This is a genomic window from Pseudomonas sp. FeN3W (genome assembly GCA_030263805.2).
GTDB classification, from domain to species: Bacteria; Pseudomonadota; Gammaproteobacteria; order Pseudomonadales; family Pseudomonadaceae; genus Stutzerimonas; species Stutzerimonas stutzeri_G.
In genome coordinates this window covers 4,737,881-4,754,382 of the sequence record CP136010.1, presented here as the reverse complement: position 1 = coordinate 4,754,382, position 16,502 = coordinate 4,737,881, and the positions used below count along the sequence as shown (strand labels likewise).

The following is a 16,502-nucleotide window of genomic DNA, read 5'->3' as shown; positions in this document are numbered from 1 at the left end:
CCGCTGTCGCAGCATCATCCGGCTCGCCTTGACGAACCGTTGTACAACCCGGCGAACATGTCAGCCATGGTTTCTTCGCTCGGCTCCTCGCCGGACTGCAGGCTCACCGCCCGACTGACCAGCTGATGGCTGCGCGGCAGATGCAGGTCGTCAGGAATACGGGGGCCATCGGCGAGGTAGGCTATCGGCAAATGCTGGCTGATCGTGAGACCGAGCACATCACCAAGGCTGCCCGCCTCGTCGAGCTTGGTCAGGATACAACCGGCCAGCCCACAACGACGATAGTTGTGCCATGCGGCCTTGAGCACCTGGCTCTGGCTGGTTGCTGCCAGCACCAGGTAATTCTTCGATTTGACGCCCTTGTCGGACAGCGCTTCGAGCTGCATGCGCAGCGTCGGATCGCTTGCCGGCAAACCGGCGGTATCGATCAGGATGATCCGCTTACGCGCCAGCGAAGCCAGCGACTTGCTCAGCGGCTGGCTAGGATCGATCTGCACCACCGGCACGTCGAGGATACGGCCCAAGGTCTTGAGCTGCTCTTGCGCACCGATCCGGTAATTGTCCATGCTGGCCAGCGCAATGCTCTGCGCGCCATGTTTCAGCACATAGCGAGCCGCCAGCTTGGCCAGCGTGGTGGTCTTGCCGACCCCTGCCGGGCCGACCAGAGCAATCACACCGCCCTCTTCCAGCGGCTCGTTCTTGGTGACCTTGATTGCCTGCGCCAGATACGCCAGCACCATGCGCCAGGCCTGGCGCGGCTCGTTGATGCCGGCAACCTTTTCCAACAGGCTACGCGACAGCTCGGCCGGCAGGCCCAGACGCTGCAGACGGCGCCAGAGGCCGGCCTGCTGCGGACGACGGCTCTGCTCCTGCCCCCAGGCGATCGAGCCGAGCTGCACTTCGATCAGCTCGCGCAAACCGTGCAGTTCCGAGTACATCGCTTCGATGGCACGGGAGTCGGCCGCGGGGGAAGGCTCGGCAACCGCCTCGGGTTGCACCTTGCTGGTCGCTGCGGCGGGCTTCTCGTCAACCAGTTGACGATCCTGCATCTTCGCCCGTGGGGCGGCGCTCAGCTCGGCATGTGCATTGGCCAGACGCGACTGGGTCTTGCGCAATTCGGCTTCCAGCGCAGGATTGGGCTTGTTGGCTGCCGGTGCGGACTGCATGGGGTAATCGAGCACAGCAGTCAGCTCGACGCCACCGGCCACCCGGCGATTGCCGATGATCACGGCATCGGCGCCCAACTCGTCGCGAACCATTTTCATGGCGATGCGCATATCGGCGGCGAAGAAACGTTTGACCTGCATGGCCTGTACCCTCGGTTAATTCTGACCCACCGTCGAGACGATGGTGACCTGCTTGTTGTCCGGTATTTCCTGGTAGGCCAGAACATGAATGTTCGGTACCGCCAGACGCGCGAATCTCGACAGCATCGCCCGTACCGGGCTGGCCACCAGCAGTACTGCCGGTTTGCCGAGCATTTCTTGACGCTGTGCTGCTTCTACCAGAGACCTTTGCAACTTTTCGGCCATTCCCGGCTCCAGCAGAATGCCGTCTTCGGAGCCTTGACCAGCCTTCTGCAGGCTATTGAGCAAAATCTGTTCCAACCGAGGCTCCAGCGTGATCACAGGCAGCTCCGGCTCTAGTCCCACAACGTTTTGCACGATTGCGCGAGACAGTGCGACACGTACCGCGGCAACCATTGCGGCGGGATCTTGACTCTTGGCCGCCGCATTGGCGATGGCCTCGGCGATGGTACGGATGTCGCGCACCGGCACCTGCTCCTGCAGCAAGGCTTGCAACACCTTGAGCAGCGTCGACAGCGAAACCATGCCGGGCACCAGTTCCTCGGCCAGCTTGGGCGAGCTCTTGGCCAGCAACTGCAGCAGTTGCTGGACTTCCTCATGGCCAAGCAGCTCGTGGGCATGCTTGTGCAGCACCTGATTGAGGTGGGTGGCGACCACGGTACTGGCGTCCACCACGGTGTAACCGAGCGACTGCGCCTGATCGCGCTGGCTCGCCTCGATCCAGACCGCCTCCAGCCCGAACGCCGGGTCTCTGGCGGTAATGCCGTTCAAGGGGCCGAACACCTGACCCGGGTTGATCGCCAGCTCGCGATCCGGATAGACCTCCGCCTCGGCCAGACTGACCCCCATCAGCGTCAAGCGATAGGCGTTGGGCAACAGATCGAGGTTGTCGCGGATGTGAACCGAGGGCATCAGGAAGCCCAGGTCCTGCGAGAGCTTCTTGCGCACGCCCTTGATTCGCGCCAGCAGTTGACCGCCCTGGTTGCGATCCACCAGCGGAATCAGGCGGTAGCCAACTTCCAGCCCCACCATGTCCACCGGGGTCACATCGTCCCAGCCCAGCTCCTTGGTTTCAGCCGCACGCTGGGCCGGGAGCAGATCCTGCTGTTTCTGTACTTCCTGCTCGGCTTTCTTCACGACCTGTTTCTGCCGATGCCAGATCCAGTAGGCACCGCCTGCAGCCGCGGCGCCGAGGCCGAGGAAGGACATATGCGGCATGCCTGGGACCAGGCCCATGGCAATCATGATCGCCGCAGACACGGCCAGCGCCTTCGGCGAGGCGAACATCTGCCGCTGCACCTGCTGTCCCATGTCCTCGGAACTGGTAACGCGGGTCACCATGATGGCCGCTGCGGTGGACAGCAGCAGCGAAGGAATCTGCGCAACCAGGCCATCACCGATGGTCAGCAGCGCATAGACCTGGCCAGCTTCGCTGAAGCTCATGCCGTGCTGCGCCATGCCGATGCCGACGCCGCCAATCAGGTTGATGAAGAGAATCAGCAGGCCAGCGATGGCGTCACCGCGGACGAACTTCGACGCACCGTCCATGGAACCGTAGAAATCGGCTTCGGACGACACTTCGGTACGGCGCTTCTTGGCTTCTTCCTGGTCGATAAGGCCGGCATTGAGGTCGGCGTCGATCGCCATCTGCTTGCCGGGCATGGCATCGAGGGTGAAACGCGCGCTGACTTCCGAGATACGGCCGGCACCCTTGGTCACCACGACGAAGTTGATGATCATGAGGATCGCGAACACCACGATACCGACGACGTAGTTGCCGCCGATCACCACATTACCGAAGGCCTCGATCACATGACCTGCAGCCGAGCCGCCCTCATGGCCGTTGATCAGGACCACCCGCGTCGACGCCACGTTCAACGCCAGACGCATCAGCGTGGCGACCAGCAGAATCGTTGGGAACACCGCGAAATCCAGCGGGCGCAGCGCATAGACGCTGACCAGCAGCACGACGATCGACAACGCGATGTTGAAGGTGAACAGCAGATCCAGGAGGAACGGCGGCACCGACAGCATCATCATGCCCATCATCACGAGCAGCAGCAGCGGCACGCCGAGGTTGCCGCGCCCCGCACCCGTCAGGCCATTGCGAATATTGATGAGTTGCGTGCGATCCAACGTAGCCCCCGGGGATACATAACGAATTCTTGACGCGACAAGCGTCCTGCCCGGGTTATAGCAAGAAGGGGTCCAACTTCCGCGCCCCGTCGCAGAGCCCGCCGCACGGCCTCTCCCCGACCCGACCTGCGAGCCGCCGCGCCAGCGAACGCCATCGACAACTGGCAGTCACACTAGCAACCGGCGACAGCCCGTCGCCGTTTGTACAAAGGAGCTTTCAGATGAAACAGTGGATCATCGCCGCGCTGGCCGGCTGCACTGCCGTCGCCGTTCAGGCTGAGACATTGAGCGTCAAGGTGAATGCCGTGACGGCCCAGGGCGTCGGCGAATCGGTCGGCAGCGTCAAGATCGAAAGCAACGAATACGGGCTGGTGTTCCGTCCCGAGCTATCTGGCCTGCAGCCTGGCACCCACGGCTTTCACGTTCACGCCAAGGGCAGTTGCGAGCCGGCCGAGATCGATGGCAAGCAGACTCCGGCTGGCGCTGCCGGCGGACACTGGGATCCGAAGAACAGTGGCAAGCATGGCGAACCCTGGGGTGACGGCCATATGGGCGACCTCCCGGCGCTGTATGTCGACAGCGAAGGCAAAGCCAGTCAACCAGTGCTGGCACCGCGGCTGAAGAGCCTGGGCGATATCAAAGGCTTGGCGCTGATGGTCCACCAGGGCGGAGACAACCATTCCGACCATCCGCAACCCCTCGGCGGCGGTGGTGCGCGGGTCGCCTGCGGCGTCATCGAATAACGCAGGGACACGACAGCGAGCCGTCGGCCCGCCGTGTGATAGGCCTCACTCGTCGCGACGCAGATCCGGCGGGATGGGCACATCATTCAACGGGTCCGGTCGCCGCCCCTTGCCGGCGCGGTACTGGCGCAGCTGATAGACGTACGCCAGTACCTGCGCGACGGCCAGGTAAAGGCCGGCGGGAATCTCCTGCTCCAGCTCGGTCGAGTAGTACACCGCCCGAGCCAGTGCAGGCGACTCCAGCACGGTTACTTGATGCTCCTGGGCGATCTCGCGAATCTTCAGCGCGACGAAGTCGCCGCCCTTGGCCACCAGCCGCGGCGCACCGCCCTTGTCGCCGTCGTATTTCAGCGCGACGGCGAAGTGCGTCGGGTTGGTGATCACCACGTCTGCCTCGGGCACAGCCTGCATCATGCGCCGCTGCGCCGCTTCACGCTGCAGCTGGCGAATGCGCGACTTGACCTCCGGCTTGCCCTCGGAATCCTTGTACTCGTCCTTGACCTCCTGCTTGGTCATCATCAGCTTCTGCTTGTTGTCCCAGAGCTGGAACGGCACATCAACCGCCGCGATCAGAATCAAACCGCAGGCCATCCACAGGGCGCACCAGCCAACCACTTCAGCGCTGTGCATGATGGCCAGATCCAGCGGCTGCTTGGCGATGGACAACAGATCGTCCTGATAGGCCGAAAGCACCAGCAAAGCGACGCTGAGCACCACCAGAAACTTACCCAGCGCCTTGAGCAGCTCGACAAGCGCCTTGGTGGAGAACATCCGCTTGAGCCCTGCGGCCGGATTCATCCGGCTCATCTTCGGCGCCATCGCCTTGGCCGAGAACAACCAGCCACCAAGCGCCACCGGACCGACGATCGATGCGATCAGCAAGGCGATCAGCAGTCGAACCATGGAGCCTTCGTCGAGCAGCGTTTCGCGGCTCAGCTCGAAGGTACCCTGCATCATCGCCATCAGGCTCTGCGCCAGGCCTGCACCCGATGCCAGCAAACCGCCGATGCCGCCAAGGGTCACGGCGACCGTGCTGAGCTCGCGGGAACGAGCCAGCTGCCCTTTTTCGCGCGATTCGCGCAGGCGTTTCTCTGTGGGTTCCTCGCTTTTGTCGGCGCCGCTTTCGCTCTCAGCCATGCGCGACCTCCTGCCCTGCCGCGGTCATCAGCGCGCTCCCGCCAGCTCACGCAGCATCGCCAGCGCTTCGCTGACGAAGATCTGGTACTGGGCAAAGATGTCCGCCATGCCGATCCAGACGATGATCAGACCCAGCACCAGGGTCAGCGGAAAGCCAATGGAGAAGATGTTCAGTTGCGGCGCCGCGCGGGTCATCAGGCCGAACGCCAGGTTCACCACCAGCAGCGCGGTGATCGCCGGCAGCACCAGCAGCAGGCCGGCGCCCAGCACCCAGCCCAGCTTGCCTGCCACCTCCCAGAAATGGTTGGTCGACAGACCACCACCTACCGGCAGCGTCACGAAGCTCTCAGCGAGAATCTCCAGCACCACCAGATGACCGTTGACCGAGAGGAACAACAGGATCACCAGCATGTTGAAGAACTGACCGAGCACCGGCACCGAGATACCGTTGGCCGGATCGACCATCGACGCGAAACCCAGGCCCATCTGCATGGCCAGCAACTGGCCGGACACGATGAAGACGTGGAAGAACAGCTGCAGAACGAAGCCCAGCATCACACCGATCACCAACTGTTCGGCGATCAGCAGGAACGAGGCCAGACTGAGCGACTCGACCACGGGCATGGCCGGCAAGGTCGGCACCAGTACCAGCGCGATGGCCAGGGCCAGGTACAGCCGTACCCGCATCGGCACCAGCTGCGTACCGATCAGCGGCATGCTCATCAGCAAGGCGGCGATGCGGAACAGCGGCAGCAGGAACTGCCCTACCCAGCCGCCGATCTGCGCATTGCTCAGCTCAAGCACGCGCTTACCCGATCAGCAACGGAATGTTCTGGACGAGGTTCTGGGTGTACTCCATCAGCTCACGCACCAGCCATGGCCCAGCCCATATCAGCGTCATCAGCATGACCAGCAGGCGCGGCAGAAAGCTCAGGGTCTGCTCGTTGATCTGCGTCGCGGCCTGGAACATGGCCACTACCAGGCCGACCAGCAGGCTCGGCACCACTAGCACGCCAACGATCATCGCCGTCATCCACAGCCCTTCGCGAAACAGGTCCACCGCTACTTCTGGAGTCATTGGCGTGGTTCCTAAAGCGTGCCGAAGCTACCGGCCAGCGTGCCGATGATCAGCCCCCAGCCGTCGACCAGCACGAACAGCATGATCTTGAACGGCAACGAGATGATCAGCGGCGAGAGCATCATCATACCCATCGCCATGAGCACGCTGGCCACCACCATATCGATGATCAGGAACGGAATGAAGATCATGAAACCGATCTGGAATGCCGTCTTCAACTCCGAGGTGACGAAGGCCGGCACCAGGATGGTCATCGGTGCGGCTTCCGGCGAAGCGATGTCGGTGCGCCGCGACAGCCTGACGAACAGCTCCAGATCACTCTCGCGGGTCTGCGCCAGCATGAAGCCCTTGAGCGGCACCTCGGCGCGAGCGATCGCTTCCTGCGCCGGGATCTGCTCGCTGAGGTACGGCTGCAGGGCATCCTGGTTTATCCGGTCGAATACCGGCGCCATGATGAACAGCGTGAGGAAGAGGGTCAGACCGATGAGGATCTGGTTCGACGGCGTCTGCTGCAGGCCGAGCGCCTGACGCAGGATGGAAAACACGATGATGATGCGGGTGAAGCTGGTCATCAGCATGACGAACGCCGGAATGAAGCTCAGCGCCGTCATGATCAACAGAATCTGCAGGCTGACCGAGTATTCCTGCTGCCCTTGCGCGTCGGTGGTCAGGGTGATCGCCGGAATCGAGAGCGGGTTGTTTCCCTGGGCCAGGATGCCGGAAGGCTCCTGCGCCATGGCGAACGGGCCGAGCAGCATCAGCGCCACCACCAGCAGAATGCGCAACATCAAGACTTGTCCTTGTGGTCCTTGCCGAGCAGCTCCATCAGACGCTGGGCGAATTCGGGGTTGGCCGGCTCGGCGTCCGGCAGGTGGACCGGCTCCTGCATCACGTGCAATGGCGTGATGCGGCCGCCACTGAGGCCGATCAGGATCTGCTCGCCGCCGACCTGGACCAGCACCAGCCGTTCGCGCGGCCCCAGCGCCTGGGTGGAGATCAGCTTGATCACCTGAGTGCCGCGCGGGTTCAGCTGCTGAACCCGACGCAGCAGCCAGGCGAGCAGGAAGATCAGCCCGATCACCAGCAACAGGCCGAGCATCAGCTTGCTCAGCTGCGCCCCCATACCAGCGCTGCTCATGCTGGTTGCCGGCTCCGCGGCCAAGGCTGGCAGCGCGACGAACACCGTCAGGAATGCGAGCGCGCGCATGTCAGCGCAGCTTCTTGATACGTTCGGTCGGGCTGATCACATCGGTCAGCCGGATGCCGAACTTCTCGTTGACCACCACCACTTCGCCATGGGCGATGAGGGTGCCATTGACCAACACGTCCAGCGGTTCGCCGGCCAGACGATCAAGCTCCACCACCGAGCCCTGGTTGAGCTGCAGCAGGTTGCGGATGCTGATTTCGGTACTGCCGACCTCCATCGAGATGGAAACCGGGATATCCAGGATCACGTCCAGGTTGGGACCGTCCAACCCCAACTGCACGCCATTGGACTTGGGCGCGCTGGCGAAATCCTCCAGCGGTGCGCGCGGAGCGGCCGGCGCGGCTGCTTCCGGGCCCTGATTGAGCAATGCATCGATGTCGTCCTGGCTGGCGTCGCCAGCTTCGGCCAGCGCCGCAGCCCATTCATCGGCCAGCGCCTGTTCCTCAGGGGAAGTGTTGTCGTGTTCGTCTGCCATCGCTAATCCTCGATCGGCTCGAATTGAGTATAGGGCTGGCTCAGCGTGGGCGGACCACGGGCTCCAGCACCTGCAATGCCAGGTTGCCCTTATGGGCACCCAGCTTGACCTTGAAGGACGGCATGCCATTGGCACGCATGATCATGTCTTCCGGCATTTCCACCGGAATCACGTCGCCCGGCTGCATGTTCAGAATGTCGCGCAATTTCAGTTGCCGCCTGACGACAGTCGCGCCCAGCGGAACATTGACGTCGAGAATGTCTTCGCGCAGTGCCTTGACCCAGCGCTCGTCCTGGTCGCTGACGTCCGACTGGAAGCCGGCATCCAGCATCTCGCGGATCGGCTCGATCATCGAATAAGGCATGGTCACGTGCAGGTCGCCGCCGCCGCTATCCAATTCGATGTGGAAGGTGGAAACCACCACCACTTCGCTGGGGCTGACGATATTGGCCAGGGCCGGATTCACTTCCGAGTTGACGTACTCGAAGTTGACGTCCAGCACCGCATGCCAGGCTTCCTTGAGATCGGTGAAGGCCTGATCGAGCACCATGCGTACGACGCGCAATTCGGTCGGAGTGAACTCGCGACCCTCGATCTTGGCGTGGCGGCCGTCGCCGCCGAAGAAGTTGTCCACCAGCTTGAACACCAGCTTGGCGTCGAGGATGAACAGCGCGGTGCCACGCAGCGGCTTCATCTTCACCAGATTGAGGCTGGTGGGTACGTACAGCGAATGCACGTACTCGCCGAACTTCATCACCTGCACGCCACCCACCGACACATCGGCCGAGCGACGCAGCAGGTTGAACATGCTAATGCGGGTGTAGCGGGCGAAACGCTCGTTGATCATTTCCAGCGTGGGCATGCGCCCGCGAACGATGCGGTCCTGACTGGTCAGGTCGTAGCTCTTGATGGAACCCGGATCGGAATCGCTTTCGGTATCCACCAGACCGTCGTCGACCCCGTGCAGGAGCGCATCGATCTCGTCTTGCGAGAGCAGGTCTTGAACAGCCATCTGCGGCAGCCTTCTATTGCAATACGAAGTTGGTGAAAAGCACTTGCTCGACGGCAAGCGTGCCGATTTCCTTCTGCGCCAGCTCCTGCACGCTGGCAGTCGCCTGCTGACGCAGCATTTCCTTGCCTACGGGCGTTTTCAACGCCTCGAAGTCCTGACTGGAGAACAGCATGACCAGTCGATTGCGCAACAACGGCATATGCACCTTCAGTGCATCCAGCGCAGCCTGATCACGCGACATCAATGCGATGCTGACCTGCATGTAACGCTGGCGGCCCTTGTTGCTGAAATTGACCACGAAGGCCGGCATCAGCACTTCATAGATCGCCGGCTGCTTGCCCGAGGCGGTGGTCGCGGTTTCTTCGGCCTTGTCGTCACCGAGGTCGCCGCCCTTGTTCATGAAATAAAGCGTACCGCCGATGGAAAGCCCTACGGCCACCAACATGGCGACCACGATCACCAGGATGAGTTTCAGCTTTCCCTTGCCCGCCGGTTCCGCTTCCGGTCCGGTTGGCGGCACTGCTGGTGGAGCCTGCTTCTTAGCCATGCCAAATATCCGTCATCAACAGCTTTCGATTCTGATTTCAGGAGTTAGGAGCAACAGCTGTGCCAATGTCAACGCGCGCCAGTGGGACGCTGCCTCAGGCTCCAGGCAGTGCGCTCACAAGGTAGCAGGAAAAGGACGGCGATAACGCCTGGATAGGCGATGCGAGAGGGATCACAGCGACGGGCGGCGGAAAACCGGCGCGCGCCCGCAATAGCCGCGCCGGATTACCGCACCGCGGGGGATGGGTCAGTTCAGGCGTAGTAGTCGACGAGCCCGCGGTCACCGCTGGCACGATTGGAGGCGATTTCCGTCACGCCGAGCTCCAACTCCTCACCTGCCAGGTCGCCCTCACCCGACGCCCCACCCCGTGCGGAGCCACTGCCGTCGCCGCCTTGCCAGCCACGCGCCAGTGACTGATCGGAGACGTTGACGTCCATCAGGTTCATGCCCTGCTGGGTGAACATTTCCCGTAGTCGCTGCATCTGCCCTTCCAGCGCGTCGCGCACCCCCGCATGTGGGCTGAGGAAGGTCACCTGCGCCTGATCCTTGGTCAGGTCGATGCGTACTTCCATGCGACCGAGTTCAGCCGGATCGAGCTGGATTTCCGCCGACTTGAGATTCTGGCTGGACAGCCACATCACGCGATCGACGACCGCCTCGCTCCAGCCGGACTGCTGCATCTGCACCGGTTGTCCCGGTACCAATGCCGGACGCTGCGACTGCTGAACCTGCTGGGCGATGGCCTGGCTCAAGGGGTTGAGGCGTCCCGCGGCCAGTTCGCTTGCGCTGGTGCGACTCTCCTTTGGCGCCTCCACGCCTTCCAGCAGATCCTTGGTCAGCAGTTCCACGTCGAGCTCTTCGCCCTCACCCGCATCCTGGCTCGCCAGCAAGGCGCTGGCAAAGCCATCGTCAGCCGAGGCTTTCGCCTGCGCATCGGCCAGCGGATTCTGCAATTGCTGCTGGGCCGCCTTCTGCATGGCTGCCGGCGTTTCGGTCTGCGTTCGCAGGCCGGCCAGTGTTGCTTCGTCCGCATCGATAGCCTCATCGCCGGCGATGCCCGCAGCGGTCGACGCCAATCCCGGAAGCAGAGAGGCAGCATCGACCTCGGCTTCAGGCAGGGCTTCGGATTCCGACACGAACTGCGTGCCAAGACCAAGCAGCAGCATTGGATCGAGCTCCGAATCCGGTATTTCCTCAGCCGGCGATTCGGGGGGCAAGGTATTGCCGCTTTCGGCAACCGCCGGCTTCTCGTCGGTGGTCGCCTTTGCCGTTTCCTGCTCGCGCTTGTCCTCGACCGGCTTGTCGCGGCCGGCTTCATTGCGCACCGGGCGCTCGGCTGGTTTCGTCTGACGCTCCTTGGCGTAGACGTCGGAGAAGCTAGCGCTGCCGCTATCTCGCCCCTCGCGCGGCGCTTCCGGCGCTTTGGCCGCCGCTTTGGGGCGTGCGTCGACGGATGGGGATCTAAGCAACAGGTCGGGGGAAACAGCCATGAGGTCATTCCGCTACGGATGGATCGTGGCGGAAGCAGAGCAAGTTCCGGGCCAGCAGCATGAATGCCGGAAAAACGCCGGGAAGCGCTGGATTGAACAGAAACGACGGGCCCGACGGCAGCGGCTCAGCTATCAGAGGAAGCGCCGGGGCGTCAGAGATTTGGCCATTCAGCCGTAGCGCTGGCGCTCGGCTCGGAACAGGATGCCGATGATGGCGAATTCCCGTTCGATGGATTCGATGAGCGCCGGGGCCTGAGCGAGGTTCTTCTCCCGAGCGGCGCTCTCGAGCGCCTGACAGAGGTCGGCCAACAGCGTTGCGCCCATGTTGCTGCAACTGCCTTTGAAGCTGTGCGCTGCACGCCGCAAGGTCTCCGACTGGTCGGCGAGACAGGCCTGACGGAGCAGCCGAACGCGCTCCTCGGAGTCGACAAGAAAGGTATCCAGCAGCGCCGGATACTCACTCTCCATCACGTCCTGCAGCGTGGCCAGCACGGCGCTGTCGAGATGAGTGTTGGACACCGGTACACCCCTCAGTGAAAGCGGACGATTATGCCTCAGCCTGCCAGGCGAACTCCACGCTCAGCCCGCGCCCATCCGACTGCCAGTCGAATCGGTCGCTTAACTGGCGCACCAGATGCAAGCCGCGCCCACTGAAACGGTCGCTGCCAAACTGCGCCTGCAACGCGCGCGACACGTCGAAGCCCGAGCCACTGTCGCTGATGCCGATGCTCAACCGCCCTCCATGCGGGGCGGTCTTGATGCTCAGCTGCAGATGCACATGACCGTCGACCAGCGCCTGCAGGCGTTGCTGGCGCAGGTCGTAGTAGTGCTTGAAACCGTCGGCATCGCACTTGAGGCTCGAATCGAGACCGAGCACGCCATGCTCCAGGGCATTGGAGTAGAGCTCACCCAACACGGTGTAGATTTCACCGGCGCGCGAGCGCAACTGATTGACCTGCAGCAGAATCTGCAGCAACGAAGGCAATGGATTGCCGCTGCGCAGGCTGTCGGCACGCAGCTCGAGCCGAAACGACCAGTCCATCGGCCGCGAGCGATGCGCGGTGGCCGCTGTAATCGACGGCATCGTGATCACCTCCGGGCTGACCACCACCTCGACCAGGCTCAGATCGTCGTGCTGCTGGCCGTGGAAATCCAGCAGCGCCTGCTCGATCTCGTCGAACAGCCGCGCCGGATCGTCGTTGGCGTCCAGCGCGGCGAGCAGGCGCGGCTCGCCGAACAGCTCGTCATTGGCATTGCGGCTTTCTACCACCCCGTCGGACAGCAGCAACAGCCGGTCGCCGGGCGCCAGCGGGTAATGCTCGAACTTGTCGTCCAGCGCCGCCGGGGACACGACGCCAAGCGGCAGGTGACGAGATACCAGTGCGGTACGCCGGCCGTCCGCGCCGATCAGGTAGCCGTCCGGCAAACCACCGTTCCACACCCGCAGACTGCCCTGCTTGGGATCGATATCGAGCAGCGTGGCACAGCAGAACATCTCCACCGGAAGGATCTGCTTGAGCTTGGCATTCATCTCGCGAAGGATATCGGTGCTCGAATAGCCCTTCGCCGCCATCCCGTAAAAGGTCTCCGCCAGCGGCATGGCCCCGATCGCGGCCGGCAACCCGTGACCGGTGAAATCACCGAGAAGGACGAACATCTGTCCGGCCGGAGCCTGTGCTGCCAGCAACAGGTCGCCGTTGAACAGCGCTTGTGGCGACTGACGGTAGCGGATGGTCGGCGCACTCAGGCAACCGGCATGTGCGACCTTGTCGAAAATCGCCTTGGCGGCGCGATGTTCGTCGAGCAGCTGCTGATTTCGTCTGGCGATCAGGTCGCGCTGTTCGAGCACGGTCGCCTGCAGGCGGCGCAGGCGATGCATGGCCTGGATCTTGGCTTCGAGAATGATCGGGTTGTAAGGCTTGGCGATGAAGTCGTCGCCGCCGGCCTCGAGGCAGCTGACCAGCGCTTCGTGCTCGGTCAGCGAGGTGAGAAAGATGATCGGGACCAGCTCGTCGCCGGCCAGTTGCTTGATGCGCCGCGCCGCCTCGAAGCCATCCATCACCGGCATCAGCGCATCCATCAGCACCAGCTGCGGCCGCTCCTGCTGGAACAGCTCGACCGCCTTCTGCCCATCGGCCGCCGTCAACACCCGGTGGCCCTGCTTGGCAACGATGGTGGAAAGCAGCATCCGATCGACCGGGCTGTCCTCGGCGATCAGGATCGACAGCCGCATGGGCATGTCAGGCGATCACGAACAATTGTTCGAAATTCGATACCGACAGGATCTTGCGCACGTCGCCATTGCAGTTGAGCAGGCGGATGTCCGCCTCGTCGCCGCCGGCGTGATCGCGCAGCAAGAGCAGCATGCCCAGCGCCGAACTGTCCATGTAGGTAGTGCCTTGCAGATTGACCACATAACGCTGCGGATTCACGTCCTGGCGCTGGTAAGCATCACGGAAGGCCTGATGCGCATTGAAGTCGAAGCGTCCGCTGATGGATATGGTCAACTCCTGGCCATCCGTCGAAGGCTGCGAGGTAATGGTCATGTGGCACTCCTGATCCGGTACGTCTTGAAAGCGGCCTGCGAGCAGCCGTCGCGATAAGCGAAATGAACAGCCGTGTACCGGCTGAAAGGCGGCCATCCACTTCCAAGATTTATCCCGGAAGCGCCAGATGGCAGCTGAAACGATCTGGTGGCGGTCGCCGCGTTGAAACGCGGTCAAGATTTATCATTCAAGCAGCGGTACGGCAAGCACGAATCCGGCCGGGGACCGTGACCGGATCACTGCTCACGCGCCCTCCCGGACAGCCGCTGGGCGTACTCGTCGAGCAACTTCTGCTCGCGCTTGTCCGCCGCGATCCGCGCCTCCTTCTGATAGCTCTCGACCAGCTTGCTCAGACCTTCGACACGCGCATGCCGCTGGTGCCACTGCTGGCGCAGCTTCTTCAGGTTGTCGCGGTACCAGTTGACGCTGCGCTGCTGCTGGCCGATCGCCGACTCCAGCTGCGACAGGAAGCGCTGGTAATTCATCAGCCACTGCCCCGAGACGCCCTGGCTGCCCTGCTGCATCCATTGCTGCTGGTAATCGCTGAAGTACTGCTCCAGTTCACCGAGCTTGGCCTCGGCCTGATTCAGCTGAGTCTGGCCCTGCCCCAGCAGCCGTGCGGCCTCCTGCTCGGCCTTTTCGGCCATCTCGATGACCGGCGCCAGGCGCGCCGCCCGACTGGCCGCCATCGGTTAGCCGCCCTGCCGGGGATTGAAGACCGCGGCGAGCTGCGCGGCGCTGCGCGTCAGGTCCTCGCTTTCATCGAGGCCCTGGCGCAAGTAACTGACCATCTCGGCCTGACGCGCGATGGCCATATCGGTTTCCGGATCGCCGCCTGGCACATAGGCGCCGACACTGATCAGGTCGCGGCTCTGCTGGTAACGAGACCAGAGCTGCTTGAAACGCTGCGACGCACGTACATGCTCGGCGCTCACCACCTGCGGCATGACCCGGCTGATGGAGGCTTCGATGTCGATAGCCGGATAGTGGCCTTCCTCGGCCAAACGGCGCGACAGCACGATGTGTCCGTCGAGCACACCGCGAGCGGCATCGGCGATCGGGTCCTGCTGATCGTCGCCTTCGGAGAGCACGGTGTAGAAGGCGGTGATCGAGCCGCCGCCCTGCTCGGCATTGCCGGCGCGCTCGACCAGACTCGGCAGCTTGGCGAATACCGACGGCGGATAGCCCTTGGTCGCCGGCGGCTCGCCGATGGCCAGGGCGATCTCGCGCTGGGCCTGGGCATAGCGCGTCAGCGAATCCATCAGCAGCAGCACGTTCTTGCCCTGATCGCGAAAATATTCCGCGATACGGGTGCAGTACTGCGCGGCGCGCAGGCGCATCAGCGGCGCCTCGTCAGCCGGCGATGCCACCACCACGGAACGCTTGATGCTCTCCTCGCCGAGGATATTCTCGATGAATTCCTTGACCTCACGCCCCCGCTCACCGATCAGCCCGACCACGATGATGTCGGCCTCGGTGAAGCGGGTCATCATGCCCAAGAGCACCGACTTGCCGACCCCGGTACCGGCGAACAGCCCGAGACGCTGGCCGCGCCCGACCGTGAGCAACCCGTTGATGCTGCGAATACCGACATCCAGCGGCTCGCTGATGGGATGGCGCTTGAGCGGGTTGATCACCGGGCCATCCATCGGCACCCAGTCCTCGGCCTTCATGCCGCCCTTGCCATCCAGCGCACGCCCTGCCCCGTCCAGCACGCGGCCGAGCATGGACATGCCCATGGGCAGTCGTCCGGTATTGACCAGCGGCACGACCCGCGCGCCCGGGGCGATGCCGGCAAGGCTGCCGACGGGCATCAGATACAGCTTGCCGCTGGAAAAGCCCATCACCTCGGCCTCGACCTCGGTGGGGTGATAACTGTCGTCGTTGATTACCAGACAGCGGCTGCCGACGGCTGCACGCAGGCCTTCCGCCTCCAGGGTCAGACCGACCATGCGCAGCAGGCGCCCTTCGAGCATGGGCTGGCTGGGCAGCTTGATCGCTTCGCCATAGGCTTCGAAACGTTTGGCGAAACTGGTCCGCTCAAGGCGCATCGGACGAGTCCAGATCGATGGTCAGATCGGCGGCAGGAGGACGGGTGGCATTCTCGCGCTGCTGTTCGAACAGCTGCTTGATGGCCTGGGTGAGACGCGTCTCGATGCTTGCATCGATGCGGCTGTGCTCGGTTTCGATATGACAGCCACCAGGCAGCAGGCTGCTGTCTTCGAGAATTCGCCAACTTTCTTCGTGCCGCTCGCGCAACGCCTTGATCAGCTCGAAGTCCTGCGGATTGACGTGGATTCGCACATTGCTGGCGCCCATGGGCAGCAACTTCAGCGCCTCACGCAGCACCTGACGGATCTGGCTGGAATCGATCAACAGATCACGCTGGATCACTTCGCGTGCCATGTGGCTGACCAGGGTCGCCATGGCATGCTCGAGATTGCGATCCTGATCGGCGATCGGCTCGAGCAATTGACCCATCAACTGCTCGAGGTTTTCCAATCGCGGCGCCAACGCGGCCTCGGCTTCCTGCCGGGCCTTGAGCTGGCCGGCATGGAAACCATCCTTCTCGCCGGTAGCGAAGCCTTCATTGTAGGCCTGCTGGCGGATAGCCTCGAGCTCGTCGAGCGTCAGCGGTTTGACGTCCTCGACCGGGACGTCCTCGCTTCGCGCCAGCTCTTCGACAGGCTCTTCCACGACCTCTGCGGCGGGCAACTCGTCTTCTTCGCCCTGCGGATCGAAGCTGGGCAGCGACCAGCGATCGAACAGGCTGACGTCTTTCGCGCGTATGACGTCGCTGGGGTTGTCCTTGGACATGTGTGGA

General features: G+C 63.1%; 18 protein-coding genes. 1 reads left to right on the top strand and 17 read right to left on the bottom strand.

What is annotated here, in order from left to right; all coding sequences use genetic code 11:
* Positions 1 to 14: 14 nt before the first annotated feature.
* The gene (flhF, locus tag P5704_022465) at positions 15 to 1,307 is read right to left on the bottom strand and encodes a flagellar biosynthesis protein FlhF (protein ID WOF78726.1); all 1,293 of its coding nucleotides are present in this window, start codon (positions 1,305 to 1,307) and stop codon (positions 15 to 17) included.
* 15 nt (positions 1,308 to 1,322) lie between these two features.
* Positions 1,323 to 3,443, bottom strand: coding sequence for a flagellar biosynthesis protein FlhA (gene flhA / locus P5704_022460; GenBank protein WOF78725.1), 2,121 nt, complete (start codon positions 3,441 to 3,443; stop codon positions 1,323 to 1,325).
* A gap of 221 nt (positions 3,444 to 3,664) precedes the next feature.
* Here flhA and sodC point away from each other — a divergent pair, with 221 nt between their 5' ends.
* Entirely contained in the window at positions 3,665 to 4,186 is a 522-nt protein-coding gene (sodC, locus tag P5704_022455; protein ID WOF78724.1) for a superoxide dismutase [Cu-Zn] SodC, read from the top strand.
* Positions 4,187 to 4,231: 45 nt separating this feature from the next.
* Here sodC and flhB read toward each other — a convergent pair whose 3' ends face one another.
* From flhB to fliH, 15 genes are all read right to left on the bottom strand, one after another.
* A complete protein-coding gene (flhB, locus tag P5704_022450) occupies positions 4,232 to 5,323 on the bottom strand; it encodes a flagellar biosynthesis protein FlhB (protein ID WOF78723.1) in 1,092 nt (363 codons plus the stop codon).
* Between the two features lie 27 nt (positions 5,324 to 5,350).
* Positions 5,351 to 6,127, bottom strand: a complete 777-nt coding sequence (fliR, locus tag P5704_022445; protein WOF78722.1) for a flagellar biosynthetic protein FliR — start codon at positions 6,125 to 6,127, stop codon at positions 5,351 to 5,353.
* 4 nt (positions 6,128 to 6,131) lie between these two features.
* A complete protein-coding gene (gene fliQ, locus P5704_022440) occupies positions 6,132 to 6,401 on the bottom strand; it encodes a flagellar biosynthesis protein FliQ (protein ID WOF78721.1) in 270 nt (89 codons plus the stop codon).
* An 11-nt stretch (positions 6,402 to 6,412) separates the two neighbouring features.
* Positions 6,413 to 7,138 carry a flagellar type III secretion system pore protein FliP gene (gene fliP, locus P5704_022435; GenBank protein WOF81312.1) on the bottom strand — a complete coding sequence of 242 codons (726 nt, stop codon included), beginning with the start codon at positions 7,136 to 7,138 and terminating at the stop codon, positions 6,413 to 6,415.
* A gap of 50 nt (positions 7,139 to 7,188) precedes the next feature.
* Positions 7,189 to 7,608 carry a flagellar biosynthetic protein FliO gene (fliO, locus tag P5704_022430; GenBank protein ID WOF78720.1) on the bottom strand — a complete coding sequence of 140 codons (420 nt, stop codon included), beginning with the start codon at positions 7,606 to 7,608 and terminating at the stop codon, positions 7,189 to 7,191.
* Between the two features lies 1 nt (position 7,609).
* A complete protein-coding gene (gene fliN / locus P5704_022425) occupies positions 7,610 to 8,083 on the bottom strand; it encodes a flagellar motor switch protein FliN (protein ID WOF78719.1) in 474 nt (157 codons plus the stop codon).
* A 40-nt stretch (positions 8,084 to 8,123) separates the two neighbouring features.
* Positions 8,124 to 9,095 (bottom strand): flagellar motor switch protein FliM, encoded by a 972-nt coding sequence (fliM, locus tag P5704_022420; protein WOF78718.1) that lies wholly within the window; start codon positions 9,093 to 9,095, stop codon positions 8,124 to 8,126.
* Positions 9,096 to 9,108: 13 nt separating this feature from the next.
* Positions 9,109 to 9,642, bottom strand: coding sequence for a flagellar basal body-associated protein FliL (gene fliL / locus P5704_022415; GenBank protein ID WOF78717.1), 534 nt, complete (start codon positions 9,640 to 9,642; stop codon positions 9,109 to 9,111).
* A gap of 251 nt (positions 9,643 to 9,893) precedes the next feature.
* Positions 9,894 to 11,132 carry a flagellar hook-length control protein FliK gene (locus P5704_022410; GenBank protein WOF78716.1) on the bottom strand — a complete coding sequence of 413 codons (1,239 nt, stop codon included), beginning with the start codon at positions 11,130 to 11,132 and terminating at the stop codon, positions 9,894 to 9,896.
* A gap of 168 nt (positions 11,133 to 11,300) precedes the next feature.
* Positions 11,301 to 11,651 carry an Hpt domain-containing protein gene (locus P5704_022405; GenBank protein WOF78715.1) on the bottom strand — a complete coding sequence of 117 codons (351 nt, stop codon included), beginning with the start codon at positions 11,649 to 11,651 and terminating at the stop codon, positions 11,301 to 11,303.
* 28 nt (positions 11,652 to 11,679) lie between these two features.
* Positions 11,680 to 13,371, bottom strand: coding sequence for a fused response regulator/phosphatase (locus P5704_022400; GenBank protein ID WOF78714.1), 1,692 nt, complete (start codon positions 13,369 to 13,371; stop codon positions 11,680 to 11,682).
* A 1-nt stretch (position 13,372) separates the two neighbouring features.
* Positions 13,373 to 13,678, bottom strand: coding sequence for an STAS domain-containing protein (locus P5704_022395; protein WOF78713.1), 306 nt, complete (start codon positions 13,676 to 13,678; stop codon positions 13,373 to 13,375).
* A 236-nt stretch (positions 13,679 to 13,914) separates the two neighbouring features.
* Complete coding sequence (gene fliJ, locus P5704_022390; protein WOF78712.1) at positions 13,915 to 14,367, bottom strand: flagellar export protein FliJ; 453 nt, start codon at positions 14,365 to 14,367, stop codon at positions 13,915 to 13,917.
* Positions 14,368 to 14,370: 3 nt separating this feature from the next.
* On the bottom strand, positions 14,371 to 15,729 hold the full coding sequence (gene fliI, locus P5704_022385; protein WOF78711.1) for a flagellar protein export ATPase FliI: 1,359 nt from the start codon (positions 15,727 to 15,729) through the stop codon (positions 14,371 to 14,373).
* Complete coding sequence (fliH, locus tag P5704_022380; GenBank protein ID WOF78710.1) at positions 15,719 to 16,495, bottom strand: flagellar assembly protein FliH; 777 nt, start codon at positions 16,493 to 16,495, stop codon at positions 15,719 to 15,721. The genes fliI and fliH overlap by 11 nt, the downstream gene beginning before the upstream one ends.
* Positions 16,496 to 16,502 lie beyond the last annotated feature (7 nt).

Excerpts from the sequence above, each read along its gene's own strand:
- fliQ (WOF78721.1), bottom strand. The coding sequence starts at position 6,401 with ATGACTCCAGAAGTAGCGGTGGACCTGTTTCGCGAAGGGCTGTGGATG.
- P5704_022395 (WOF78713.1), bottom strand. The coding sequence starts at position 13,678 with ATGACCATTACCTCGCAGCCTTCGACGGATGGCCAGGAGTTGACCATA.
- fliP (WOF81312.1), bottom strand. The coding sequence starts at position 7,138 with ATGGCGCAGGAGCCTTCCGGCATCCTGGCCCAGGGAAACAACCCGCTC.
- fliM (WOF78718.1), bottom strand. The coding sequence starts at position 9,095 with ATGGCTGTTCAAGACCTGCTCTCGCAAGACGAGATCGATGCGCTCCTG.
- fliH (WOF78710.1), bottom strand. The coding sequence starts at position 16,495 with ATGTCCAAGGACAACCCCAGCGACGTCATACGCGCGAAAGACGTCAGC.
- fliN (WOF78719.1), bottom strand. The coding sequence starts at position 8,083 with ATGGCAGACGAACACGACAACACTTCCCCTGAGGAACAGGCGCTGGCC.
- P5704_022400 (WOF78714.1), bottom strand. The coding sequence starts at position 13,371 with ATGCCCATGCGGCTGTCGATCCTGATCGCCGAGGACAGCCCGGTCGAT.
- fliI (WOF78711.1), bottom strand. The coding sequence starts at position 15,729 with ATGCGCCTTGAGCGGACCAGTTTCGCCAAACGTTTCGAAGCCTATGGC.
- sodC (WOF78724.1), top strand. The coding sequence starts at position 3,665 with ATGAAACAGTGGATCATCGCCGCGCTGGCCGGCTGCACTGCCGTCGCC.
- fliJ (WOF78712.1), bottom strand. The coding sequence starts at position 14,367 with ATGGCGGCCAGTCGGGCGGCGCGCCTGGCGCCGGTCATCGAGATGGCC.
- fliL (WOF78717.1), bottom strand. The coding sequence starts at position 9,642 with ATGGCTAAGAAGCAGGCTCCACCAGCAGTGCCGCCAACCGGACCGGAA.
- flhB (WOF78723.1), bottom strand. The coding sequence starts at position 5,323 with ATGGCTGAGAGCGAAAGCGGCGCCGACAAAAGCGAGGAACCCACAGAG.
- P5704_022410 (WOF78716.1), bottom strand. The coding sequence starts at position 11,132 with ATGGCTGTTTCCCCCGACCTGTTGCTTAGATCCCCATCCGTCGACGCA.
- fliO (WOF78720.1), bottom strand. The coding sequence starts at position 7,608 with ATGCGCGCGCTCGCATTCCTGACGGTGTTCGTCGCGCTGCCAGCCTTG.
- flhF (WOF78726.1), bottom strand. The coding sequence starts at position 1,307 with ATGCAGGTCAAACGTTTCTTCGCCGCCGATATGCGCATCGCCATGAAA.